The organism is Sphingorhabdus sp., assembly GCF_044357595.1.
GTDB lineage: Bacteria > Pseudomonadota > Alphaproteobacteria > Sphingomonadales > Sphingomonadaceae > Sphingorhabdus_B.
Genome location: NZ_JBIKPH010000002.1, coordinates 49,072 through 72,043 on the forward strand (window position 1 = coordinate 49,072; position 22,972 = coordinate 72,043).

The 22,972-nt window shown below is 52.4% G+C and carries 22 protein-coding genes; 11 read left to right on the forward strand and 11 right to left on the reverse strand.

Translation table 11 applies throughout. The features are described 5' to 3' along the window. The first annotated feature begins 67 nt into the window (after window positions 1–67). Genes ACIQ2T_RS00705 through ACIQ2T_RS00715 form a run of 3 tightly spaced genes read left to right on the forward strand, consistent with a single transcriptional unit; the run spans window position 68 to window position 3,131 of the window. Window positions 68–1,243 (forward strand): acyl-CoA dehydrogenase family protein, encoded by a 1,176-nt coding sequence (locus ACIQ2T_RS00705; RefSeq protein WP_397589124.1) that lies wholly within the window; start codon window positions 68–70, stop codon window positions 1,241–1,243. Further along, a complete protein-coding gene (locus ACIQ2T_RS00710; RefSeq protein ID WP_397589125.1) occupies window positions 1,240–2,313 on the forward strand; it encodes an acyl-CoA dehydrogenase family protein in 1,074 nt (357 codons plus the stop codon). Before ACIQ2T_RS00705 ends, ACIQ2T_RS00710 begins: the two co-directional genes overlap by 4 nt. Further along, window positions 2,310–3,131 carry an enoyl-CoA hydratase-related protein gene (locus ACIQ2T_RS00715; protein ID WP_397589126.1) on the forward strand — a complete coding sequence of 274 codons (822 nt, stop codon included), beginning with the start codon at window positions 2,310–2,312 and terminating at the stop codon, window positions 3,129–3,131. The genes ACIQ2T_RS00710 and ACIQ2T_RS00715 overlap by 4 nt, the downstream gene beginning before the upstream one ends. A gap of 110 nt (window positions 3,132–3,241) precedes the next feature. Here the strand turns inward: ACIQ2T_RS00715 and ACIQ2T_RS00720 are convergent, their stop codons facing one another. The 9 genes from ACIQ2T_RS00720 to ACIQ2T_RS00760 all read right to left on the reverse strand — a co-directional run bounded on the left by ACIQ2T_RS00720 (window position 3,242) and on the right by ACIQ2T_RS00760 (window position 11,507). Then, on the reverse strand, window positions 3,242–3,706 hold the full coding sequence (locus ACIQ2T_RS00720) for a cupin domain-containing protein (protein WP_397589127.1): 465 nt from the start codon (window positions 3,704–3,706) through the stop codon (window positions 3,242–3,244). Between the two features lie 79 nt (window positions 3,707–3,785). Continuing rightward, a complete protein-coding gene (locus ACIQ2T_RS00725; protein ID WP_397589128.1) occupies window positions 3,786–4,358 on the reverse strand; it encodes a carboxymuconolactone decarboxylase family protein in 573 nt (190 codons plus the stop codon). Between the two features lie 24 nt (window positions 4,359–4,382). Continuing rightward, complete coding sequence (locus ACIQ2T_RS00730; protein WP_397589129.1) at window positions 4,383–5,588, reverse strand: cytochrome P450; 1,206 nt, start codon at window positions 5,586–5,588, stop codon at window positions 4,383–4,385. A 224-nt stretch (window positions 5,589–5,812) separates the two neighbouring features. Continuing rightward, window positions 5,813–6,397 (reverse strand): nuclear transport factor 2 family protein, encoded by a 585-nt coding sequence (locus tag ACIQ2T_RS00735; protein WP_397589130.1) that lies wholly within the window; start codon window positions 6,395–6,397, stop codon window positions 5,813–5,815. Between the two features lie 22 nt (window positions 6,398–6,419). Then, window positions 6,420–8,066, reverse strand: a complete 1,647-nt coding sequence (locus tag ACIQ2T_RS00740) for an FAD-binding protein (protein WP_397589131.1) — start codon at window positions 8,064–8,066, stop codon at window positions 6,420–6,422. A 94-nt stretch (window positions 8,067–8,160) separates the two neighbouring features. After that, complete coding sequence (locus ACIQ2T_RS00745) at window positions 8,161–8,712, reverse strand: 2,4'-dihydroxyacetophenone dioxygenase family protein (protein ID WP_397589132.1); 552 nt, start codon at window positions 8,710–8,712, stop codon at window positions 8,161–8,163. A gap of 67 nt (window positions 8,713–8,779) precedes the next feature. Further along, window positions 8,780–8,944: a rubredoxin gene (locus ACIQ2T_RS00750; protein WP_397589133.1), complete on the reverse strand. Its 165-nt coding sequence runs from the start codon at window positions 8,942–8,944 to the stop codon at window positions 8,780–8,782. Window positions 8,945–8,970: 26 nt separating this feature from the next. After that, window positions 8,971–10,221: a cytochrome P450 gene (locus ACIQ2T_RS00755; protein WP_397589134.1), complete on the reverse strand. Its 1,251-nt coding sequence runs from the start codon at window positions 10,219–10,221 to the stop codon at window positions 8,971–8,973. Window positions 10,222–10,298: 77 nt separating this feature from the next. Then, on the reverse strand, window positions 10,299–11,507 hold the full coding sequence (locus ACIQ2T_RS00760) for a cytochrome P450 (protein WP_397589135.1): 1,209 nt from the start codon (window positions 11,505–11,507) through the stop codon (window positions 10,299–10,301). Window positions 11,508–11,664: 157 nt separating this feature from the next. On the opposite strand from ACIQ2T_RS00760, the gene ACIQ2T_RS00765 reads away from it, so the two are divergent. After that, a complete protein-coding gene (locus tag ACIQ2T_RS00765; protein ID WP_397589136.1) occupies window positions 11,665–12,435 on the forward strand; it encodes an SDR family oxidoreductase in 771 nt (256 codons plus the stop codon). Window positions 12,436–12,461: 26 nt separating this feature from the next. Here ACIQ2T_RS00765 and ACIQ2T_RS00770 read toward each other — a convergent pair whose 3' ends face one another. Next, window positions 12,462–13,631, reverse strand: coding sequence for an amidohydrolase family protein (locus ACIQ2T_RS00770; protein WP_397589137.1), 1,170 nt, complete (start codon window positions 13,629–13,631; stop codon window positions 12,462–12,464). Between the two features lie 381 nt (window positions 13,632–14,012). Here ACIQ2T_RS00770 and ACIQ2T_RS00775 point away from each other — a divergent pair, with 381 nt between their 5' ends. The 7 genes from ACIQ2T_RS00775 to ACIQ2T_RS00805 all read left to right on the forward strand — a co-directional run bounded on the left by ACIQ2T_RS00775 (window position 14,013) and on the right by ACIQ2T_RS00805 (window position 22,093). Then, window positions 14,013–14,906, forward strand: a complete 894-nt coding sequence (locus ACIQ2T_RS00775) for an SDR family NAD(P)-dependent oxidoreductase (protein WP_397589138.1) — start codon at window positions 14,013–14,015, stop codon at window positions 14,904–14,906. 376 nt (window positions 14,907–15,282) lie between these two features. After that, on the forward strand, window positions 15,283–15,858 hold the full coding sequence (locus ACIQ2T_RS00780) for a carboxymuconolactone decarboxylase family protein (protein ID WP_397589139.1): 576 nt from the start codon (window positions 15,283–15,285) through the stop codon (window positions 15,856–15,858). Window positions 15,859–15,934: 76 nt separating this feature from the next. Continuing rightward, a complete protein-coding gene (locus tag ACIQ2T_RS00785) occupies window positions 15,935–17,608 on the forward strand; it encodes an AMP-binding protein (RefSeq protein WP_397589140.1) in 1,674 nt (557 codons plus the stop codon). Window positions 17,609–17,629: 21 nt separating this feature from the next. Beyond that, window positions 17,630–18,832, forward strand: a complete 1,203-nt coding sequence (locus ACIQ2T_RS00790; protein ID WP_397589141.1) for an acyl-CoA dehydrogenase family protein — start codon at window positions 17,630–17,632, stop codon at window positions 18,830–18,832. Between the two features lie 71 nt (window positions 18,833–18,903). Then, the gene (locus ACIQ2T_RS00795; RefSeq protein WP_397589142.1) at window positions 18,904–19,836 is read left to right on the forward strand and encodes an SDR family NAD(P)-dependent oxidoreductase; all 933 of its coding nucleotides are present in this window, start codon (window positions 18,904–18,906) and stop codon (window positions 19,834–19,836) included. Between the two features lie 147 nt (window positions 19,837–19,983). Continuing rightward, the gene (locus tag ACIQ2T_RS00800) at window positions 19,984–21,132 is read left to right on the forward strand and encodes an acyl-CoA dehydrogenase family protein (RefSeq protein WP_397589143.1); all 1,149 of its coding nucleotides are present in this window, start codon (window positions 19,984–19,986) and stop codon (window positions 21,130–21,132) included. 1 nt (window position 21,133) lies between these two features. Continuing rightward, window positions 21,134–22,093, forward strand: coding sequence for an acyl-CoA dehydrogenase family protein (locus ACIQ2T_RS00805; protein WP_397589144.1), 960 nt, complete (start codon window positions 21,134–21,136; stop codon window positions 22,091–22,093). 16 nt (window positions 22,094–22,109) lie between these two features. On the opposite strand, the gene ACIQ2T_RS00810 is transcribed toward ACIQ2T_RS00805, so the two are convergent. Further along, window positions 22,110–22,901 (reverse strand): SDR family NAD(P)-dependent oxidoreductase, encoded by a 792-nt coding sequence (locus tag ACIQ2T_RS00810; protein WP_397589145.1) that lies wholly within the window; start codon window positions 22,899–22,901, stop codon window positions 22,110–22,112. Window positions 22,902–22,972: the final 71 nt, after the last annotated feature.

Genomic DNA, 22,972 nt, shown 5'->3' on the forward strand with positions numbered 1-22,972 from the left:
GGATTAAGACTTGACTCGTTTGCCGAACAGGTTTTCAGATAGCTGAAATAGTATAGAGGATTAATCAATGGAATTGGCCTTCGGCAGCGAATATGATGCCTTCCGCGAGGAGGTGCGCACTTTCATCAAAGATAATTGGCCGCCCGCTGATGGCGATGTAAAGTCGCAAGAGAATGCCAGGACTTTCGTGCTCGCAGCGACCGAGCGAGGCTATATGCACCGGAATATTCCGAAGATCTATGGTGGCGGAGAACAGCCCTCAGACATTGCCAAGGCGGAAATCATTCGGGAAGAACTTTCCAAAGCGAGAGCGCCGAGTGCGCGTATTCCTGGCAACGGACTAGTCGTCGGCACTTTGCTGGAATGGGGTACAGAAGAACAGAAGCAGCGCTTTATTCCCGACTCACTGAGTGGCGACATTGTCTGGGCTCAGGGATTTTCAGAACCCAATGCTGGATCCGATCTCGCATCTCTCCGCACGAAAGGAGAACTTTCACAGGACGGAACGAAGTGGATTATCAACGGCCAAAAGATATGGACGACCGGTGCCCACAACGCGACACACATGTTTATGCTGGTCCGGACCGAACCAGACGCACCCAAGCACAGCGGGATTTCCTATTTGCTCATTGATATTCGTCAACCCGGAGTGACTGTCCGTCCTTTGGTGCAAATGACACGGCAGAAAGAATTCAATGAAGTCTTTTTCGACAATGCTGAAACGCCCGTCGACATGATTGTCGGTGAACGCGGCCAAGGGTGGAGTGTAACGCGTTCAACACTGAAGAGTGAAAGATCGGGAATTTCGTCGATGACGTGGAGCCTTTCGATGTTCCGCGACTTGGTCAAGCTGGCCAAAGAAGTGGAGTTAGACGGGCTGCCTGCAATCAAAAACCCCCGCATTCGGGAGGAGTTGTCCGCGATCGAAGGACAGTTGATGAGCCTGACCTATTCGACTTATCGTGCCACGTCGCATGACGTCCACGGTCGTGATATCGGCGCATTCCAGACTATGCCGAAAGTGTATATGACCGATCTTGCTGGGCGGATTTCAAAACTGGCGCGTGATATTGTCGAAAATGACTTCGTCAACATGGGAGGCGAGCGGCTCAAGTGGATTGAACGCTTCATGATCTCATTGTCCATGTCTATTGCTGGAGGCACATCCAACATTCAACGCAACATCATCGCGGAACGCAGCCTTGGCCTTCCGCGCGATAAAAATCCGGGAGTAACGCCATGAACTTTCTTCTTTCCGAAGAGCAAATGGCACTGGTTGATAGTGTATCCAATCTGCTGCGTGACAAATGCGATGCACTGCGCGTCCATAAGATTTTCAATACGCCCGGTGACGCTCAGTTTGATGTCGAGCTGTGGATTGCGTTCTGTGAAATGGGTGGGCCTGCCATTATCGTGCCAGAAGAGCATGGCGGCCTTGGTCTTGAACTGGTCGATCTGGCTATAGTGGCAGAAGCGCTCGGCAAAGCCGTTGCACCGTTACCATTTCTTGGCCATTCGCTAGCTACGATTGCGATTTCGATAGGCGGATCGGATACGCAGAAGGCGAAATGGCTGCCTTTATTGGCTTCGGGTGAGGTACTTGGGACCGTTGCTTTATGCGAGGGCAAGAGCGGGTGGATGCCGGACCAATGGACTTTAACGGGTTCAAACCTGACTGGGATCAAATCGCTTGTTCCCAACGCGGATGAAGCCGATCTGATGGTGGTCGGTACAGCCGAAGGATTGGCACTGGTAGAGAAGGATGCCAATTACACCACGGTCCGCATTGATAGCGCGGACCGGACTCGTCCGTTAGATACCGTCACATTTGATGGCGCTGCAGCCGAGGCTTTGCCATCGGGCAAGGATGCTACTGCGCGACTGATAGATGCGGCTGCGGTGCTAATTGCGGCTGACTCGTTTGGTGGCGCGGAACATTGCGTCAACATGTCGGTGGAATATGCCAAAATGCGTGAGCAATATGGCCAGCCCATCGCAGGATTTCAGGGTCTGCGCTATCAGTTGGTTGCGATGGCACTGGCAACGGAACCTTCGCGCGGACTTTACTGGTATGCGGCGCACGCCTGGAATGCAATTCCGGACAAGGCCTCCCACGCCGCCTCGCAAGCTAAGGCCCACTTAGCCGACACCTATCTGCAAGTGACCCGTGATACGGTCGAGGCACATGGTGGGATCGGTTTTACATGGGAGCATGATACCCATCTCTATATGAAGCGGGCGATGATTAACTGGGCATGGTTAGGTTCGCCGACCCGCCACCGACTGCGCGCTGCTGATCTGGCGGGCTGGTGACAGAGCCTGCCTCAGGTGCGGTGCTATATGCTGTCGCTGACGGCGTAGCTCGGATTACCCTGAACCGGCCTGACCGGTTGAACGCGTCTAACGCGGATATGTCACGTGGATTAACCGCTGCCTTTTCCTGCGCTGCAGCTGATCCAGACGCCCGCGTAATCCTTCTTTCAGGGACAGGTCGCGGTTTTTGCGCAGGCGCTGACATGCAGGTACTGGATGAACTTTCGGCGAACCCGGAGACGCCAAACTCCGGGTCAGGTGGCTTGCGCTATGACGGGCTGATGCTGCTGCCGAAGCCGGTAATTGCGGCTGTTCACGGACCCTGCGCGGGCATTGGACTCGCTATGGCCTGCGCAGCCGACATTAGGCTGGCGGCCGAGGACGCATTTTTTGTTGCACCATTTGCAGGTCTTGGCCTGTGTGCCGAGGGAGGGCTCGCTTGGTCGCTATCGCGGTTAATCGGGCCGGGTAATGCCGCTGATATGCTTATGTCTGCGCGGCGTGTTGGTGCACAGGAAGCCTATGCAAAAGGGTTGGTATCGCAGGTACTGCCAAACGACGGTTTTATTGCTGCTGCTACGGAGTACGCTCATATGGTAGCTACCAATGCACCTGCTAGCTTTGCCATTATGAAGCGCCAATTGCGAGAAGCCGACCTTCAGGATTTTGAGGCAGCCCGGACCGATGCCCATGCACTCACCCAAGAGACACTAAAGAGCGCTGATTTCAAAGAGTCCATGACAGCGAAACGGGAAAAACGCTTAGCGCGATTTACCCCCGTTACCTCTGTTTTTGAACCTCCTGTTAGCAAGAGCTAACTGTTCCCGTGTTTGCAATGTGATGAGTGTAGCACTCCCACTGATCTTCGTTCCCATTTCAGAGCCACGATATTCCAGCGTGAGTATGAAGGCAAAACATTCAAAGCGCGTTAAATTGTAGCTCCGCTTCCTATCGGGTGGGCTGGCAACATGACAACAGCGGTCATTGCCGGCTCGTCGCCGATCGCTCGCCAACCGTGCGATACGCCACGATCCACCACAATGTCGCCCGCCGCCAGTTCGACAATTCCGGTCTCTGCATGGAATTCGAGCCGTCCCTTTAGCACAACGATATAATCAATAGTATCGGTTGTATGCATACCCGGACCCATCAAACCATCTTCGGGCTTGAAGTGGAATACGGCGAAGGAACTCCCGTCGCGGTCGTGAATACATGAATTTTCAAACGGACCAGCTCCGGCATCTTCATTGCTGTTATTGTCAGCAGGCGATGTCTTGCAACGCCACACAAACTGCCCACCTGGATAATCAATTTCGCGACGATCGTCGATAATGATGGCTGAGCGTCCATTGGCATCAAGCCCATTTACCACACGGCGGGGTCCCAAAGTCATATCTCTCTCTCCTTACTCATTCTTGGTTCAAAGCACTGAAATCATGCGTACTAAAAATAGCTCATTGCGTGGCGCGCAATTACTCGCCTGCTGCCGCCATTTTATTGGCGTGCTGAACAATTTCTGCTCCATGCACAGCATCGAGCTCAATCTGGGCAACCTCCATGATACGAGCCAGCATCATGTAAGAACCGATTGTGAAGAGTAATTCAACGATCTGGCGATCTGAATAAAAGGCGGCGACTGCATTATATGCAGCGTCGTTTACCCTAACATTCTTTACGGTCTGCTGGGTGAATTCGAACAAGGCCTTCTCGCGACTATTGAAAACATCGCTATCAAATGCGCCCGCTTGAACTGCATCTATCTGTACTTGCGGTATGCCCATCGATAAAGCGATCTGTTCATGCTGCGCCCATTCATATTCGCAATCTTCCAACACAGCGATGACAAGTACAACCAGTTCCCGCTCAAGCGGTGGGACGTCCAGTTTGGAAAAAATCGCTTGCGCCATAGCGCTATAGCCTGGAAAGACTGTTGGCGCATGAGCGTGCAGGCGGAAGATGTTAAGTTTGCCAGCAGGTGATGTCCTATAGATCTCGGCGAGATCCGGCGATAAGTCCTCTGGTGCAACGAGCGGGATTCTAGCCATGCAATGTCTCCTTCTAATTGTTGCTTAGACCGACCAACGCAGAGGCAGCCGCAGGACACCGCTTACCGATCCTGACGCCATGATAACCTTGTCATCAGGATCGAGCTCAAAATTCGGAATTACCGGCAACCACTCGTCTAGAAAAACCATGATCTCGCGCCGGGCGAGCACCGCCCCTGGGCAGATATGTGGGCCTGAGCCAAAGGCGCTATGCTTAATGCTGGAAGGCTTGCGCCGAAAATTGACTTCGGCCGGATTTTCAACCACACGATCATCAAGACCCGCGAGGCATTTAGGGGTCAAGATAAGGTCATCCTTACGGAACTGAACGCCTTTGTATTCATAGTCCATTGTGAGTGCGCGGGATGTGTTGGGAAGACCAAATCTGCGGAGCAACTCTTCGCAAGCGACCGGGTTCAACTGGGGATTAGCCACAAGATCAGCTCTATGCTCTGGATGTGTAGCGAGGAAATGCGCTATGAACCCGAGCGAAGATGCAACAGTGTCAAGTCCGCCACCCATGACGAGCGAAGCCATACGCATGGTTTCATCGCGGGTTATAGGACGACCGTCGATATCTCCTTGACCGATCATGCTGAGCAAATCGTCTTCGGGGTTAGCCATTCTTTCATCAATGTATTTCCCAAGGTACGCCTGCATCTTGCCCTGCGCCTCTATCCGCTCTTGAACATTTGAAGATCGTACCGAAACTTCGGCTAGTGGCAGGAGATAATGTTTATCCTCAATGGGAAGGTTTACCATGCCCAGGAAAACGTGGATGGGTAGGACCTTGGCAAAATCCTGAACAAATTCGCACTTTCCGCGCGGTGCGAGTTGCGCCACCAGATCATGCGCCGTCTCTCTGGCGATTTCTCCCAACACTTTGACCGCTTGGGGTGTGAAGGCCTTCATCAGCAATTTACGAAATGGCGCGTGGTGCGGCGGGTCAAGACCCAGAGGAATTGACGTCGCGTCATATTCTTGGCGCGGTATGGTGAAGTTCTTGTGGCTAAAATGCTCAGAGTCACGCTGAATGGCGTCAATGTCATCAAAGCGAGTGGCAATCCAGTGGCCACCATGATGCGGTGTCCAAACAATATCCGGACCTTTGTGGAGTTCGGCAAAAGCCAACTGTATGCCCTCAGGTCTGTCACCCAGCGCGAAAAAATCGAAATCTACAACCAGTTCTCTTGGTACGTGCTTTGGCACTTCTGTGTGCAATGTTGACATTCTGTTTGCCTCTCCGTGCGAGCTTTTATGGCATTTTTCAGCCAACTGCATGTCGTCGCCCGCAAAACAACCATGTTAATTTATCAATATTGATACGAGTCGTTTCATTTGTCAATTCGCTGACTGCCAAAGACGCTGGCATTTTCTTTAATTGCCTCTCCAGAATCGTGAAAGAAGTTCGCGGCAGCAGTGTCTTTTCATTTCATTGAAGAAAGGCGCCTCAGCTAACCCGGTTCATATTCAGGTGGCAGGATGTTAATGTTCCTGCCGATACGCTTCGGATCAACGGTCAACGGGCGTTCATAGGATACATCCGAAGGGTCACGTGCAATGATCCCGCCTTCACGGAGCATAGCATAAAATTCAGATGGGACCTTGGATTCAGACGGAATTCCGCCCCATTCGGATACGCATTTTCGTGCTGCTATCCGCCAGACACCTTCACGCTTTTCCATCCGGTCGATATAGCGACCACCACCAAAGGAAAAAGAATAGTCCTTTGCGTCCATGCCTGCGAAAATCCAGTAGGTTTCGGTATGGGCGATGTCGCCGTCAAGGTCGCAACTATGGTTAGTGATGATATGCTGATGACCGGATTGCGCATTGCAATGATAATGTTGGACCCAGTCCCAAAAATCTTCCCGACCGTCAACGAAGAAGCCGTGATCGTCAATCGCATCGGGGTGGTAGCAGGACATAAGCAAATCGCGGTCCATTCGGTCTACACCGCGACAATAATTGGTCACGACCTCACGAATTTTCTGCCTGTCGTACAATTCACGAACCATGGTTTCCAAACTGGGTTCCATTATATAATTCCCTTGCTCTTGTTTAATTAGGCGCTTGGCCAATCGCGTGACGTGCTGCTACCCAACCGAAGATGAATGCCGGTGAAATGCTGGCACCCGCACCGGGATAGGTTTTGCCCATCACGGAAGCAGTCGAGTTGCCCGTTGCGTAAAGCCCTTGCAGGATGCTGCCGTCTTTCTTGATCACGCGTGCAAATTCGTCCGTCAAGATACCGCCAAAAGTGCCCACATCGCCTGGATAAATGGCCACCGCATAATAAGGTGGTTTCTCAATTGCCCCAAGACCAGGATTTGGGCCATGGGTCGGGTCAGAGTAAATCAAGTCATAGGCCTTGGACCCGCGACCGAAATCCTCATCCTTGCCGTTTCGGGCGAAGCCGTTGAAGCGTTCAATCGTCTTTTTCAAATTGTCGGCGGGAACATTGATTTGGGCGGCAAGCCCTTCAATCGTGTCTGCCTTTTTCATGTAACCACTGTCAAACCACGCTTGTGGGGTTTTTCCAGCGGCGAAGCTCCACGGATAGCGATCACGGTGCCGTGATTCGATTATCGCCCATACAGGTACATCACCGCCAGCATAAACCGCTTGACCATTGGACATATAGCTTTGCGCTTCGTTGGTGTACCGCTGACCCTTTTGGTTTACTAGGATGCAATGCGGCTTCGGCAGGTCGAACACATGCATGAAGCGATCCCCAGAGGGCGGCGTGGATGTCAATATCCAGACAGCACCGTCCATCAAATCAATCGCCGCGCCATGCGCCTTAGCTATATTGATCATTTCGCCTGTGTCGCCCGGGTTGGCATTTGTCCATGCTACAGACGATGGTTGTGGGCCATATTCTTTGCGCATGGCTTCGTTGTGGGAGAATCCGCCGGCGTTGATCAGCACGCCGTCAAGCGCTTGCACGCGCCATGGCTTGCCATTCTTTTGCGTTATCACGCCCGTAATTCGACCATTTTCTTCAACCAGTTCGGTTACTCCAGAATCGGCGCGTATATCTATATTCTGGCGCAGCGCCATCTGCAGCATACGGCCTTGAATAGCAGTGCCTGATCCGACTAGATCCTGGCTCAGAATTTTTGTTTTTATAATGCGCATCGCCAACTTGAAAGCAGCCAACTTACCGGCCCAAGTCCGCTTAATGAGCATCAAGTCTCGGCCTTCAAAACCTCTGAGTGGAATATCGGAAAGGCCGCGCCGCAGCTTGGCCCGCCAAGGTTCGGGTAGCTCTTTTGCATTGAATGGCTCAACCGCTAAGGACCGGCTCTCGGATACCCCGCCGGGCAGGTCATCATGATAGTCGGACCAGCCGTCACAGCGCACAAACGGCATGCCCTTAGCTTCAAGAAAGTGTACCATTTCGGGGCCCTGTTTGAGGAACATATCCTTGCGCGCACGCGACGTTGCGGGGCCAAGATCGCCGACCGCTTCATCAAGATATGTTCGCCCCATTTCCGCGCTGTCAATTATGCCGTCCCGCGCCTGCAAAGGATGATTTGGGATCCAGAACACGCCGCCCGACATTGCTGTAGACCCACCCACCTTGTCGGTCTTTTCAAGAATAAGGGGCTTTTTTCCGGAGTCCGCAACTGCCAATGCCGCAATCATTGAACCTCCGCCGCTACCCACAATGACAAAATCTGCGCTTTCATCCCATTTAGTCATATCATTCCTCCCATGTTCACGGCCGCTGGCCATTCAACTGGCACTGACCCATATGTTCGGGCCTTCCGGCCCGTTATTTCTCAACAAATCTATATCAACGGATCATGCTGTCCACAAAACTCGCGCCCAAACCGATTTCTGTGTAGTGCGCGCGGGCTGCGTCGAGCTTGGTGTAAACATCCTCATATCCCAACGCCTGACCATCGGGATCGACATAGATATAGTTCCCGGTAACATGAAACAGAGTGATCATTTCATCTACGCCTTCTGGTACGACTAGCGTATGCGTTTCGCCTGGTGGTTCAAAGGCATAGCTGCCGGTTGTAGCCATCCAGCTATGCTCTAGATAATGCCACTGTCCGCGCAAAGTGAAAGCATGAACCGCTCCGCCATGACGGTGCCGTGAAATCACTCCACTGCGTCGCACCCGCAACAAATTGACGAAGCCGCCACCTGAAAGATTGAAATTAAGCGGACGGAAAGAGACGCCGTCTGCTTGCGGAACCCATAGCTTTTCATCGCAATCGAGATTGAGAGCACCAGGCACTAGAAAGTCTGGCGCCATCCCTGCAGGCTGCGGGTGTCGATAGGCGATTCTGAGATTATCGCCTTTGGATCTGGATCGGATATCTGTCTTCAAGGTCATTAATTTCAGCTTTCTCACTAATCGAGGATTGTCTGGACCGATAAGTTCTAAAATGCGGGTGCAGTTGTCATATCTCTACCATCTCGAATTCGGCTTTCAGTGATCCGCAATCGGGGCATTTCCAATCATCAGGCACGTCCTCCCATGCCGTTCCAGGAGCAATCTCGCCTGTCGGATCGCCGAGCGCCTGATCATAGACCCAGCCGCAGTCCATACACATCCACTGCTTCATGTCAGCATCCTACCCGTATCCAAATTCTACGTATCAAATTTCACCCAGATATGTTCGGGCGACCGCAGGATATGTCCGATCAACTGTGGTGGCGGCATATCCGGATCCAGACGGAGGTTGGGCAGTCTATCAAACAACTGATTCAGAGCGCGCGTCATCTCCATTTTTGCAAGATGCTGACCGATGCACAAATGGGGCCCGCTTGCGAAAGCAACGTGACGGTGTTTGCGTTCGCGGAATATGTCGAATTTGTCGGGGTTGGAAAATTTGCGCGGGTCGCGGTTCGCTGAAGCCAGCACGAGATTGATAAAAGTGCCCTTCGGAATCTTTACGCCGTCAATTTCTGTATCCTGGATAACATAACGAAATGTCGATGTCGGAGGCACTTCCCATCGCAATGCTTCGTCAATCGCCTGTGAAATCAGGCTGCGGTCGGCACGCACGGCGTCGAGTTGATCGGGGTGTGTAAGCAATGCGGTTAGCAATGCGCTTGTTCCCCGGAACGTTGTGTCGCCGCCGGCGTTGATCAACTGGCGCAGGAAGGAAATGAGCACTTCATCCGGCAAATAGTCTCCATCAACCTCCGCTCGTGCCAAGTCGCTGACAAGGTCAGTGCCAGGATTCTCGCGTCGGATTCTGAGCAGTTCGCCAAAAAATGTGCCGAGTTTTTGGGTGGCTTCCTGGCCCTGCGGTGCACCAATCAGCGACAGCAACTGGGCAATTGCAAGCTTGTGAAAAACAGGCCCCTGTTCTGGCTCCATCTCAATCTGCGCATAGATCACCTGGAACGGATAATGATGGGTGAACTGATGCACGAGGTCGGCTTTGCCGGTATCGATGAATTTATCGATCAGCGCGTTGACGACAGGATCGACGATGGTTTCGCCCCACTTTGCTACGACTTGCGGCAGAAATGCTTTCTGGAAAATCCGTCGATACCGCGTGTGATCCGGGGCATCCATCACTGAGATGGATTCGCCGAAAGACACGCCAAGGCTAGGCAGGAAGGCTTCGCGATTGGTAAAGATCTCGGGATGCGTCAAAACATGCATCACCGCATCATATCCAAGCACCATCACCTGCGCGAGATCGCCGGTCTGTACGTCACGGATTTCGGTGAACTGGTCACGATAGCTACCTTCAACTACGCTGCCTTGTTCCATCAACTCGTGAATGCGCGGATAGGGGTCCGGGCAATCTCCTGTAGACAGCTTTTCCATCTCAAACGGATCAAAAGTCGGATCGGATAAATCCTCAAGCTTTGGCAATACGATCATGTTTTTATTCCTGTCCTAATATCGAGATGATTATTCTAATCTGAAACGATCGCACTTAACGCAATCGAGGCGCCAAGTTAAACGCTCCACTTTAGGTGCAATTCCAGAACGCCGTTGACTGGTCCTGATTTCATCACAGTCGACTTATCTGGATCAAGCTCAAAATCAGGAATGACCGCTAACCACTCATCCATGAATATCATGATTTCGCGGCGAGCGAGCACGGCGCCGGGGCAAATATGCGGGCCGCCACCAAAGGCTACATGCTTTACCTCAGACGGCTTGCGGTGGAAGTCAACAATCGCGGGGTTCGCGTTTTTGCGGTCATCCATCGCGTGTAGGCATTTGGGCATGAGGATCAGGTCATCCTTAAGGAACTGGATATCCTTGTATCTATAATCCCCAGTGAGCACTCTTGCAGTGTTGGGCAGGCTGAAGCGCCGTAAAAACTCTTCGGTGGCGCGAGCACGCAGGTTTGGCTGCTCAATCAGTTCGCGGCGATGGCCGGGATTACGCGCCAGAAAATGGGCGATGAAACCCAACTGCGAGGCGACCGTGTCGAGCCCGCCAAAAAGCAAGAGGGTGGACATGCCAAACACCTCTTCGCGTGAAGGCGGACGTCCATTAATGTCGCTGGTTATGACCATGCTTATAACATCGTCGCCGGGGTTCGCCATGCGTTCGTCGATATAAGGCGTCAGATAGTTTTGCATGTTGACATACACTTCGTTGCGCGCTGCTGCATCGGATGTCCGGACCATCACCTCCGCCCACGGCAGCAGGAATTTGCTGTGCTCAAACGGCAAGTTAACCATGCCAAGGAATACATTGATTGGCAGAACTTTAGCGAAATCGCCGATAAATTCACACTTTCCTCGCGGTGCGATTTCGGAAATTAGCTGGCGTGCCGTATCGCGGGCAACGGCTTCCAGTTTCTTGATGCTTTGCGGCATGAAAGTCGGCATAATCGACTTTCGGAACGGCGTATGTGCGGGTGGATCAAGGCCCAGGGGCAGGGCGTGTTGATCAATATCGTTGCGTGGCACGGTAAATTGCCGATGGCTAAAATGCTCATAATCGAGTTGCATCGCTTCAATATCTTCACCACGTGTAGCGATCCAATGGCCGCCATGATGTGGCGACCAAACAATGTCGGGTCCGTCATGCAAAGTGGACCAAGCCAGTTGGATATCCTCTTTTCCGAGTTCGTCGATTGTATAGAAATCGAAATCCACCACCAGTTCCGGCGGTACGTTCTCAGGAATCGAGTCTACGTTCAGTGTCATGTTTTTCTTCCCAATGATTTTTATAAAATTTAGATAGGATTAAATAAAATTTAGATAGGATTAAGATGTATAGATAGGTTGCTTGTTGGTCATTATCTTGACGCTAGTCGTAAAGTTTTGACCGAAATTGTGGCATAAAGTAAATGGGGGAGCTTTGATGACTTTGGCGGGAAAATCGGTAATTGTTACAGGAGGTGCCAATGGTATTGGTAAAGCCTTGTGCATTGAGTTTGCAGCCAGAGGCGCTCAGGTCATGGTGGCCGATGTCGACGGCACTGTGGCTGCTCTTGTTGCGCAACAGATTGGCGGTGAGAGCTTCACCTGTGATGTTGGCAGCGAGGATGCGATCAGCGCTTTGATTGACCGAACGGTTGAACGTTTTGGGGGCATTGATATAATGTTTTCGAACGCTGGCATAGCACCGCTCTGCGATCTCAATTCGGCCCCCGAGCTGTGGGACCGAATGTGGCGTATTAACTTCATGGCGCATGTTCATGCCGCGAAATATGCCATTCCCCATATGCTTGCTAGCGGTGGAGGGACGATCGTTTCGACAGCTTCGGCGATCGCGCTGACTGCAAGCGCAACCACTTCGGCTTATGCTGCCACCAAACATGCAGCGTTGGCCTTCGCGCAGTCGCTTTTTCTTGAATATAGCGGACGCGGGATCAAGGTTTCGTGTACTTGTCCGGGGCCAATCGTAACCCAGATGATGCAGGACGTTCCCGGAGAAAATACGCAAAAACAGTTTTGGGGCACCGTACTTGAACCGGAACACGCCGCACAAATGATGATTGACGGTGTGGAGCAAGAGCATTTTCTGATCCTTACTCATCCCGAAATTGCCAAATCTCTGCAAAACTTTGCACGCGACCCCGAGCAGTTCATGATCCGTTTTCGCGCGGCGCTGGAAAAGGCTGCTAGATAAAATCATCGCCAGCAGGTGTCCTTTACTTAGGCTTTGACTGGGACATTGCCGCCGACGAAATCTTCAAAATTGCTGCGGTAAAAACGTTCGCGCGCAGGCGCGGCAATCCCTGCAGCATCCATACTCGCTTCGAACTTGGCGATCGGATCGCGCCCGCCTTCCATATGAGGGAAATCGGAAGAAAACATAAAAATGTCAGGCGATGACTGCGCAATCGACCAGCCAAGATCTTCATGCGGAAAGATCGTGCAACGCACCTGCCGTGTTACATATTCGCTAAGCTTGAGGTCTAGCTTTTGCAGGCGGGTTTCCGTCCTGCGAAAAGCGTTCATCGCGGAGTCTAGAAATCTAAGCCAGCCGGGCAGCCAGCAACCACCGAATTCGACCAGCCCGAGCCGCAATTCAGGATGCCGCATCAGCACGCCATCTACAATCAGCGGCGTGATCGTCTCGATTACTGGATGAGGGGTTGCAACATAATCATGTGCCTGCAATCGACCGTCGCCGCCATGAAATGCTGGTTCTTTGGGCAAGCCGTTATTCGTGTAAACCTCGGAAGGAAGCCTGCCGGCTCCTAGATGATAGACCAAGGGTACACCTGATTGCGCTAAATCATCCCACATCGGATCGTACCCGATGTGTGATGGAGACTCAGTGCCATTGCATCCCGCAGTTGTTTGCAAGGCCGCGCAACCCATCTCGATAGCTTCGCGGGCCAGCGCAATGGATCGGCTTATGTCGATCATCGGGACATAACCGACCGCCATCAATCGGGGGTCAACCGAACAGAAGTCGACCATGGCGCGATTGTGCGCGCGGGCCAGATTGTAGATAAAATCCAGATCCTTGTCTGCGGATTCCTCCGCTTCGCGCAGTGTAAATCGCATAAAAGAATCAAAAACCATCTGGCTTGAAAAGCCCATCAAATCAAGCGCGCGGGGGCGGTCTTGCTTGCGATAGGCACCCATCGCCTGCCACAATTTGCGCGTCATAACTTCAGCATCGGCCTGTTCAACAAAGCCTGCTTCCCGCTGTGCTTCCAATGCTTCATTGAACTGAGCACGAGTGAGGCCAACAAGACATGACTCTGACATCTTCGAGCGCGTGACAGAATCTGCGTAAGGAAGATAGAATTCCGGGTCTTCGAATACATGCGCGTCGGCATCGTGGCAGATGCGGCCATTTGCATATGTCATAACTATATCTCCTGAGAGTAAAGCGGACTTCCCGTCGTTTTCGCTTTCTAACACTATACAATAAATTATTGATACACAATATTGTGGAACGAACTCCTAAACGTCAAGATAAATTCGGGTATTTGCTTGCCTCGCACGTTCAGAGCGAATTTCGGCATCGGCTAACTTATTACTTCCAATGAAACGCGCCTCCTCCTGAAGGGCATCAGGCAAAAGCAATGCTATCTGAAATTTGCCCAAAGCTGCAGTCAACGGAATGGATGATTGTTTAGGGGTAGACCAAAACAACAATCGTTCTTATGCGATACTTCAGGTTCAAAAATCGTTCCACAATATTTGAGAACATAACCCATTAACATCCATCAGTTTGAGGCAAAAGTCATGGCAAATTCGGAACAGGTGTTTTCTGGTCGCGTAGCGCTGGTTACGGGTGCGGGTGCTGGACTGGGGCGGGCATACGCACTCAGTTTGGCACAACAAGGGGCTAGCGTTGTTGTTAATAATCGGTTTGAAGCAGGTAGGCCAAACTCGGCCCAGGCTGTGGTTGATGAAATAGTCGCTAGCGGCGGTCAAGCAATCATAGATAACCATTCGGTGCAGTTTGAGGATCAGGCTAAGGCGATGGTTGACACTGCTTATGCCAACTTTGGTCGCCTCGACGTGCTGATTTGCAATGCGGGTGTCAGTGGCGGCGAGCTTCTGCAAGACACCACGAAAGAGGCTTTCGCAGAGGTTTTCGACGTTAGCTTTTATGGCTCGCTTTATCCCATTCAGGCTGCTCTGCAAAGCATGTATGATGCCGGTTATGGCAGGATTGTCGGAACAACTTCCTCAGCAGGCTATTTCGCATCGCCTGGCACTGCGGCATATGCGTCTGCAAAGGCGGCCTTGATAGGCCTGTTCCGAGCGTTGGCTGGCGAGGCTGCGCCGTTTGGGGTGAAGGCTAACCTGATCTCTCCCATGGCATGGAGCCGGATGGCAGAGCAGCATCTCGATAAGAAATATGCGGAGCTGCTTGATCCCGATCATGTCGCGAAGGCTGTAAGCTGGCTTTCAAGCGAAGCCTGCACAATTAGTGGCGAACTGCTTGTTGCAGGCGGTGGGCAGGTGTATCGCGCGACTGTAGTGCAAAGCGCTGGCCAACCTATTGGGGATGGTGACATAGCAGCCATCTGGCCGGAGCTTTCAGATCTCAGCAATTCCAGTGAACGAGCTCATGGTATGGAAACTGTGATGCAGCTGATGGCGGCCCACGACGCCGAAACAGTTAGCTGAAGGGTTATCTCAACCTAAGCCGCATACAATATTGGAAATTTGGGTTAAGTGAGCTGTAAGGATAACAGCGGTAGCAAAGGCGCTGGTTCTATTGGCGGATTTCCGGCTGATTTTGGGTTTACGGTAAGGTTTGGGGCAGCGTTTGTATTACGCAGGCTCAGTGTCCTTTCGTGCCAGCGTATGCGTTTCGTTGGGTAGTTTAATGGCATAGCTGCCGGTTGTGGCCATCCAGCTATGCCATTATTTGTTGCGTCCGCACGCAAGGAAATTCAAGAACAGTTTTTTCAAATATTGTCTATCTAAGTTAATTGATTGTTGCGCCCGAAGGCACTTGTCTGCACCATAGGGCCAGCAACCAGAAAAAGGATTGATAGATATGGTTCGTATTGTCCCGCTCGCTTTCGAAGATATGACCCCCGAACAGCGCGAAGAGCATGAGACACGGCCCGGCGGTCGCGGCAACATGTCGCGGGTGCTGGCGCATAGCCCCGCAATTGGTGCGGGCCTTAGTCTTACGATCAAGGGAATGGTAAATGACATCACCGTACCACCGCTTGAGCGACAGATCTGCGTACTGGCGGTGCTGTTCCTCGAGCACGGTGAGTATGAAATCGCGCAGCATATGGAAGTGTCGCGAATGATGGGTATCGCATCTGAAAAGGTCGAAGCGATTGCCGATCACCGCTTCAACGATCCGATATTTAGCAAGCGGGAACAAGCGCTGCTGTGCTTCACCCGTCAAACGGTCAAAACTGTAAGAGTCGACGACTTTGCCTATAATGCAGTTGCCGAATTTTATAATGCGCGGCAGATCATTGAGCTTATTCAGGTCATAGGCATTTATATGATGCTAGTGCGGGTTTCCGAAATTGCAGTGATCGAAGTCGATAGCATCGTCGGTGGCGATTTCTGGAAAGACGCTAACAAGAAGGCTGGTTTGATCAAGGATTGAGTCTGCGGCGGTTGTATGATTTGCGTATTTGTTCGGGCAATATGACCACGCCAGGAATTCTTTAGTCGGAGGATTTATGCGCTTACCAGACTATAATCCGACCGTCGTCGGCATGATTCGGGCGATAGCCGAAAAATATGGCGACGCTGAAGCCGTAGCACGCGATGGTGATCGTTTAACATTTCGCCAGCTTGAGACGCGCTCGGCTACTGTTGCGAAAGCCTTACTCGCCGCGGGGGCAGGTAAAGGGTCGCGGATCGCTCTCCTGCTGCCACCCCGGCCCGAATATGTGGTCTATCTTTTTGCTATTGGCCGAATTGGTGCCATCGCGCTGCCATTAAGCACGCTCTACCAGGCTCCCGAATTGCAGTGGGTGCTGGAGAACTCCGAAGCTGATTATCTGATTACTGCAGATAGCTTTATGAATCATGATTATTTGACCCGGATCGAGGAGGCGTTGCCGGGTCTGGCTGGGGCGTTGCCGCCGTTCCGCCTGCATACGGCTCCCCGTCTGCGAAAGATCTGGGTGTTGGGCGATAATAACCGACCATGGTCTCGGTCGACCGACGCGCTTTCAACCGGTGATGAAGCGTTTGACGATGAAATGCTGCGCAGCATAGAAGCACAGGTGACGCCGTCCGATCCTTGGTTGATTATCTATACTTCGGGCAGCACCGCAAATCCCAAGGGCATTATCCACAGCCAGGGCGCATTTGTTCGTCACAGTTATCATATGTCGTATGATTTTTATCCCTTTCAAAAAGGCGATCGGGTCATCTCTAATCGGGCAATGTTCTGGGTAGCAGGGCTGGTCGCGACTTTGTCTTACGCTTTACAGGCTGGGGCCTGCGTCATCACAACGACCGACGGTTCGGCAAAACGGGTTCTGGAATTGATCGAAGTAGAAGGCGGTGTCGGGCTTGCCGGGGATTCAGGATGGTTCGACGTGCTGCGGGATTCTTCGGAGTTCAAGGCGGCAGGGATCGACGTCGTTCGGCTCAACATGGACAAGGCAGGCTTTGCCCGTAACGGTCGCTTTCTGAGCGACGGCGTGGAGCAACGTTATGGTCCACCCCGGCACCCGCCCGTGGCTCGCATTGCGCGCTCTTTTGGAATGACCGAAACGCTGGGTGCGCATACTTCGGTGCGGTGGGACGAATTGCTACCCGATGAACGACCAAGTTGGCAGGGTAGGGCGATTCCAGGTATCGAATTGCGGATTGTGGACCCCAAGACACGTGAAATTTTGCCGCCCTGGCAACTCGGAGAGTTGATGGTCAAGGGCTACACGATGATGCTCGGCATCAATGGGATGGAACGAGGGGATGTGTTCGATGCCGATGGTTTTTATGCCACCGGTGATCTCTGCATGCTCGACGAACAAGGCTATATGAAGTTTGAGAGCCGAATGGGCGAAATGATCAAGATCCATGGCGCCAATGTTGCGCCGATGGAAGTCGAGTTGGCAATGCTGGGGGTGATGGGTATTGAAAAGGTCGGCGTAGTTGGCATTGAGGAAAACGGAGAAACAGTCCTTACGGCTGCGGTACTGATGGCGCCAGGTAGAGAACTGGATGCGGCGGCAGTGACGGCGGAATTGAAGCGGAAGCTTTCGTCGTTCAAGGTTCCCAAACGCATTCTGGCACTTTCAGATGCAGAAATGCCGCAAACCGGATCGGGTAAGATCAAAAAATCTAGCTTGATTAAACTACTCTCAAGTCAAGAAAGCATTACTGATGGCAACCATTAGCGATAGGTTGGAGACTTCGCGATGAGCCGGTCTTATGATATTCTCGGTAAAGTTGGTGATGAACTCGCATTTCGGAACGAAATGCGCGAATGGTTGGTTGAGAAAATTCCAGAAAACTGGCGCGCAAGATGGCAGCATCTTCGCGGTCCGGATCTGAAGGCCGAAATAATCAAATGGCTTATATCTCGCCGCGAAGTAGGTTTGGCCACCCCTCACTGGCCGAAGGAATGGGGCGGACCAGGATTGCCATTCGCTTACCAGATCGTAGTTTATGAAGAACTCGCCCTAGCCGATGCGCCTGAACTTGAAATGTTTAGCATGTCGCTGTTTCATGCTCCTGCTACTTTGTTTGAACATGGCACCAAAGAGCAGATTGAAAAATATATTGGTGGTATCACCCATGGCACTGACATTTGGTGCCAAGGCTTTTCTGAACCCGGAGCAGGTTCTGATCTTGCGAGCTTGCGGACCAGCGCTCGGCTAGAGGGGGATCATTATGTCATCAACGGCCAGAAAATCTGGTCGTCGGGGGCGATGAATTCGGACTATTGCCTGCTGCTTGCGCGCACCGATCCAAACGGCAAGCGTAAGCATGATGGCATTTCCTATTTTATCATGGACATGAAAACAAAGGGCCTTGAGGTGCGGCCAATCCGTCAGATCAACGGCGAAGCTCACTTCGCCGAAATGTTCATGGACGATGTCAGAATTCCTGTTGAGAATAGGATTGGTGCCGAGGGCGATGGCTGGAATATCGCGCAATCGACGCTATCTACCGAGCGCGGATTGTTGATCTTCGGCGAGGTCGAGCGGCTTGCCCGTTCTTTCCAGCTTGATGGGCAGGATGCTCGCGATACCTGGATGCGTGATGTTCAGTTTCGCCGCGAATATGCCGCGCTCTGCGGCGAGTTACAGACTATTCGCTTAATGATCCGCAAATTATTGATGGAATTGGAGGCGAATCCCGACAAGGCCTCGCCCACCCTGCCAACCTATATAAAGTTGACCTATGGACCGTTTCTGCAACGATATACCGAATTCCTGCTGCGTGCTGAAGGTCTCGATACGCAGAAGTGGCAGCCGGGCATCCCAGGCACTGCTCACAGCAGCCGACTGCGGTTCAATGATTTCCTAAAAAGCTATGGCTGGACCATTGCAGGCGGTTCAAATGAAATAATGCGCAACATTATCTCTGAGCGGATACTGGGACTTCCAAAGGGATGAGACGACCAATTGGGTTAGGCCGCAATTTGTTTGCGAGTATGCAAGTTCATTTTTGGAGAGGATTATAGATCATGAGCTATTTTGAAGGCAAAGTCGCCGTTATCACCGGTGCTGGACGTGGGATTGGAAGGGCGACTGCCCATCTTCTGGCCTCACAAGGTGCCAAAGTTGTCGTCAATGAGCTGGGTGGTGGACCTCAAGGCGGCGGCGCAGACCCTACTCTTGCGAAAGCCGTTGTGGACGAAATTCTGGCTGCGGGTGGAATCGCAGTTGGCGAGACTTCGAGCGTGACGACTATGGCAGGTGGCCAAGCCGTCATTGATTGCGCGATGGACAATTTTGGCAGGGTTGATTTCTTGATCAATAATGCGGGTATTATTCGTCCGCGCCGGATCACTGAAATGAGCGAATATGATTTCGACGAGGTTCTCAACGTCAATCTAAAGGGATATTTTGCTGTCATCAGGGCTGGCGCTGAACATTTGAAGAAGCAGGGCGGTGCGATCATCAGTTTTAGTTCACCCTCAGGTTTTGGGCATCTTGGAATGGCCAATTACAGTGCAGCCAAGGAAGGGGTAGTCGGGATGACCCGTTCGCTCGCCCGAGAGTTGGCTGAATTCGGTATTCGCTGCAATGCCGTGCGACCCATGTCGAGCCCGTCGACCATGGCGATTCCCGAAGTTTATGAGACACTCGAATACCAGACGCAAACTCTTGGCATTCCGCATTTGTCAAACCAGTGGCTTTCTGTTCACAACGAGCCATTCGGTCCGGATTCAGTGGCAGCTGCGGTGGCATGGTTGTGCTCGCCATTGTCGGAAAATATCAACGGTCGTGAAGTTTATATCTGCGGTTCACAAATTGCGCTGGTGCAGGAACCTGAGCTCATCCGTAATCAGTTTATGGCCGGTGGCTGGACATGGGAAGGTATTTGCGATCCGGCGGTAACTAACGCGCTGACCTATGATGTTCGCAACCGATATACGGGCCGCAAGCAGAATTGAATTACAGCAGCCTATTAGTCAGGACGAGTGTGGATCGGCGGTCAGCAACAAGGTACCGGAACGAACTTTGAATTCTGAGGATTTGACTGCCGCCTTTACGAGTTTCATAGACAAATCTAACTAATTTAGACGATGGAGGATGTTCAGATGAACTTTGCTTGGGATGAAACCGACATCGCATATCGCGAAGAGTTGCGCGAAATGCTGGACGAGCTACCCGCTGACTGGTGGGACGAATATGCTGCTGAAGGACCTGCCAGCCCGAAAGTAATGACCTTCGCGCGTGGATTTAACGCCAAGCTTGCTGAGCGTGATCTGGTTGTGCGCCATTGGCCCGAAAGCTATGGCGGGAAGGACGCCAGCGCTTGGAAGCAGATCATAATTAGTGAAGAAATGTGGTCCAGCGGGGAACCTCGATCATCGCTCTATATGGGGTCGAACTGGGCGGGACCAGCGATCATGCGCTTCGGTACGGAGGCACAGAAGCAAAAGCATTTACGCGGCATTGCAGAGGGCAGGGTATTATGGTGTCAGGGCTTTTCCGAGCCGGAAGCGGGCACTGATCTCGGCAATATGAAGACGCGGGCAGAGCCTGATGGCGAAGGTGGTTTTGTTGTCAATGGTTCGAAGGTGTGGACATCCTATGCCGCCCGTGCAGACATGATGTTTCTGCTGGCCCGGGTTGGCGGAAAAGGCAAGGGCGGGGTAAGCTGCTTTTTGATCCCTACAGACACACCCGGGATGGAAATCCGTCCGATTGCGGGTGTCCATTCGCTGTATGACTTCCATGAAGTATTTTTTACTGACGCGCGTGTGCCAGGTGAGGCGCTGCTCGGTGAGGAAGGAAATGGCTGGACAATTGTGCAGACGGTCATCCACTTTGAGCGGATCGGAGCGGCTCGTTATGAAAAGGCCGGTCGTGCCCTGCACCACATCGTTGAGCTGCTTAAACAGCGCGGGGATTTCGACGATCCGGTTGTACAGGCGGATTGCGCCATAGCACTTGCGGCCGTTGAGGCAGCGCGTCTGTTGACCTATCAGGTGATTGATGGCCGAGTGAAGGATCGCGATCCCGGTGCCAATACCTACATCGCGCGTTATGCGATGATACAGGCGGACCATGCAGTGGCGAACCTCACATCGACATATTTGCCGGACCTGCTGGTCCAAGGCGGCGATGGCCATCTTCGTGCACAATTCAACTCTGCTATCACTGCGGGCCTTGCTGCGGGTGCGGCGGAAGTTCAACTGAATATGATTTCAGGCCGCTATCTGCAGCTGCCAAGGGGAGCCTGACATGGATCTTGATCTGACCGACGAGCAACGTGCATTGCATGAAGCGATTGCTCGCATAGTTAATGACTACAAGGAACTGCCCCGCAAGGACAATGTCGTTGAACCATGCGCTTGGCATTATGCTGCGCAAATGGAACATGAACTGGACGTGGGCGGCTTTTTTGAGATTGCGCTCGAGGAGAGTTTTACCGCGCTTGAAGCCGCGCTTCTTGTTTACGAAACGGGGTTTTCTCCGCTGGTCATGGAAGTCGCGGGATCGGCGCTGATCGGTCCATTAATGACTGGTGAAGCTCTGCCGCGCCCGATCGCTGTCGCGCGACTTGAAGACCTGACCCGCGGCGTGCGGTTTTTGGATCGCGCCCAAACGCTGATCGTAGATCTGGGTGACGATGTTGCTATCCTGCCTGCATCATCGCTGACCGTACAGCCGATTATCAGCAACTACGCTTACCCGCTGGGAAAGCTTGCTGAGTTACCGGATTTTACCAATGCGAGGCGTCTTGGCGCTGGGTCGGCGGCCAAGTTGCGGCGGTTATGGCGGCTTGGGCTTGCCTTGGAAATCGGCTCTGCAATGCAGGCGGCGACTGAATTTACCACCGAGTATGTCAAGCAACGGCAAGTGTTCAGCCGACCGCTGGCGACGTTTCAGGCGGTGCAGCATCGTCTGTCTGCGGACGCCGAAAAATGCCGTGCAGTATACTGGTTGTGCATGAAGGCGGCTTGGAGCGGCACTGAAATCGACGCCGCGCTCGCCGCGCTACACGCACAGCGCGCAATCACCCAATTGATATATGATACCCACCAGTTCAATGGTGCGCTCGGCATGACGTTAGAGCACAAATTGCATTTTTGGACATTCCGCCTCCGTTGGTTGATGGGCGAACTGGGCGGATATCGGGTGCAGGCAGCCGATGTATCGCGCCTTGCCTGGGGGAATGCGTCGGTTCAAAATGCAGCTTAAGCAAGGAAGGTAGTGATCAGCGGACGGAAATTCCTCCATCAACCGTCACCATCTGCCCTGTTATATATCGGCCAGCGTCCCCAGCGAGATAAAGGCAGGCGGCGGCGATATCTTGCGGATAGCCAAAATCTCCCATCGGGATGAAATTTGGTTCGAGAAGCGGACCACGCAATTGCATATTGGACTGACGGTGTAGGTCAGGATTTTCGTTACGAATGGCACCGGGTATCACGCCGTTGATGCGAATTCCGCGATCAGCGTACTCTCGTGCCAAAGATTGCGTCAAGGCGATGCTTCCTGCCTTCGAAGTAGCGTAAGCAATATTGTCGTACAAAACGAAGCGCGTTGCCGCAATTGAAGATATGTTGATGATAACCCCGGCCTTGCAACGTACCATGTACGCTAGCGCCTCTTTGCAACAAAAGGCGACGCCTTTCAGATTCACGGCCTGAATCCTGTCCCATTCTTCGGGGTTCAAATCGTCAAAATTTTGCATACCAAAGGCGGCGGCGCAATTGACGAGGACATCTATCCGGCCATGCGCTGCCATAACCTTTGCCATCATCGTGCCGATTGAATCTGGATCAGATTGATCATACGTTACGGTCGATATATTGTCGGCAGGCACCGCGTCCAGAACCCTGCGTAAGCTATCTTCATCTCGGTCCGCAGCGATTACTGTTGCGCCAGCATTTGCAAACAGTCTGGCAATATTCCAACCGATACCGCCAGCAGCGCCGGTTACGATAGCAGTTCTTCCTGATAAGCCAAAAAGGGTTTCTATTGTTGTTGGCATTGTCCCGTTCATATCAAATGCCTTTTCTTTAACTAAACCTAATTCTCGGCCAAAACTGCTTATCCGCGGCCAGTGTTAGGGCA

What these genes read in the sequence shown, in the direction of transcription:
- ACIQ2T_RS00705 (WP_397589124.1), top strand. Translation starts at nt 68, where the DNA reads ATGGAATTGGCCTTCGGCAGCGAATATGATGCCTTCCGCGAGGAGGTG.
- ACIQ2T_RS00710 (WP_397589125.1), top strand. Translation starts at nt 1,240, where the DNA reads ATGAACTTTCTTCTTTCCGAAGAGCAAATGGCACTGGTTGATAGTGTA.
- ACIQ2T_RS00720 (WP_397589127.1), bottom strand. Translation starts at nt 3,706, where the DNA reads ATGACTTTGGGACCCCGCCGTGTGGTAAATGGGCTTGATGCCAATGGA.
- ACIQ2T_RS00725 (WP_397589128.1), bottom strand. Translation starts at nt 4,358, where the DNA reads ATGGCTAGAATCCCGCTCGTTGCACCAGAGGACTTATCGCCGGATCTC.
- ACIQ2T_RS00730 (WP_397589129.1), bottom strand. Translation starts at nt 5,588, where the DNA reads ATGTCAACATTGCACACAGAAGTGCCAAAGCACGTACCAAGAGAACTG.
- ACIQ2T_RS00735 (WP_397589130.1), bottom strand. Translation starts at nt 6,397, where the DNA reads ATGGAACCCAGTTTGGAAACCATGGTTCGTGAATTGTACGACAGGCAG.
- ACIQ2T_RS00740 (WP_397589131.1), bottom strand. Translation starts at nt 8,066, where the DNA reads ATGACTAAATGGGATGAAAGCGCAGATTTTGTCATTGTGGGTAGCGGC.
- ACIQ2T_RS00745 (WP_397589132.1), bottom strand. Translation starts at nt 8,712, where the DNA reads ATGACCTTGAAGACAGATATCCGATCCAGATCCAAAGGCGATAATCTC.
- ACIQ2T_RS00750 (WP_397589133.1), bottom strand. Translation starts at nt 8,944, where the DNA reads ATGAAGCAGTGGATGTGTATGGACTGCGGCTGGGTCTATGATCAGGCG.
- ACIQ2T_RS00755 (WP_397589134.1), bottom strand. Translation starts at nt 10,221, where the DNA reads ATGATCGTATTGCCAAAGCTTGAGGATTTATCCGATCCGACTTTTGAT.
- ACIQ2T_RS00760 (WP_397589135.1), bottom strand. Translation starts at nt 11,507, where the DNA reads ATGACACTGAACGTAGACTCGATTCCTGAGAACGTACCGCCGGAACTG.
- ACIQ2T_RS00765 (WP_397589136.1), top strand. Translation starts at nt 11,665, where the DNA reads ATGACTTTGGCGGGAAAATCGGTAATTGTTACAGGAGGTGCCAATGGT.
- ACIQ2T_RS00770 (WP_397589137.1), bottom strand. Translation starts at nt 13,631, where the DNA reads ATGACATATGCAAATGGCCGCATCTGCCACGATGCCGACGCGCATGTA.
- ACIQ2T_RS00775 (WP_397589138.1), top strand. Translation starts at nt 14,013, where the DNA reads ATGGCAAATTCGGAACAGGTGTTTTCTGGTCGCGTAGCGCTGGTTACG.
- ACIQ2T_RS00780 (WP_397589139.1), top strand. Translation starts at nt 15,283, where the DNA reads ATGGTTCGTATTGTCCCGCTCGCTTTCGAAGATATGACCCCCGAACAG.
- ACIQ2T_RS00785 (WP_397589140.1), top strand. Translation starts at nt 15,935, where the DNA reads ATGCGCTTACCAGACTATAATCCGACCGTCGTCGGCATGATTCGGGCG.
- ACIQ2T_RS00790 (WP_397589141.1), top strand. Translation starts at nt 17,630, where the DNA reads ATGAGCCGGTCTTATGATATTCTCGGTAAAGTTGGTGATGAACTCGCA.
- ACIQ2T_RS00795 (WP_397589142.1), top strand. Translation starts at nt 18,904, where the DNA reads ATGAGCTATTTTGAAGGCAAAGTCGCCGTTATCACCGGTGCTGGACGT.
- ACIQ2T_RS00800 (WP_397589143.1), top strand. Translation starts at nt 19,984, where the DNA reads ATGAACTTTGCTTGGGATGAAACCGACATCGCATATCGCGAAGAGTTG.
- ACIQ2T_RS00805 (WP_397589144.1), top strand. Translation starts at nt 21,134, where the DNA reads ATGGATCTTGATCTGACCGACGAGCAACGTGCATTGCATGAAGCGATT.
- ACIQ2T_RS00810 (WP_397589145.1), bottom strand. Translation starts at nt 22,901, where the DNA reads ATGAACGGGACAATGCCAACAACAATAGAAACCCTTTTTGGCTTATCA.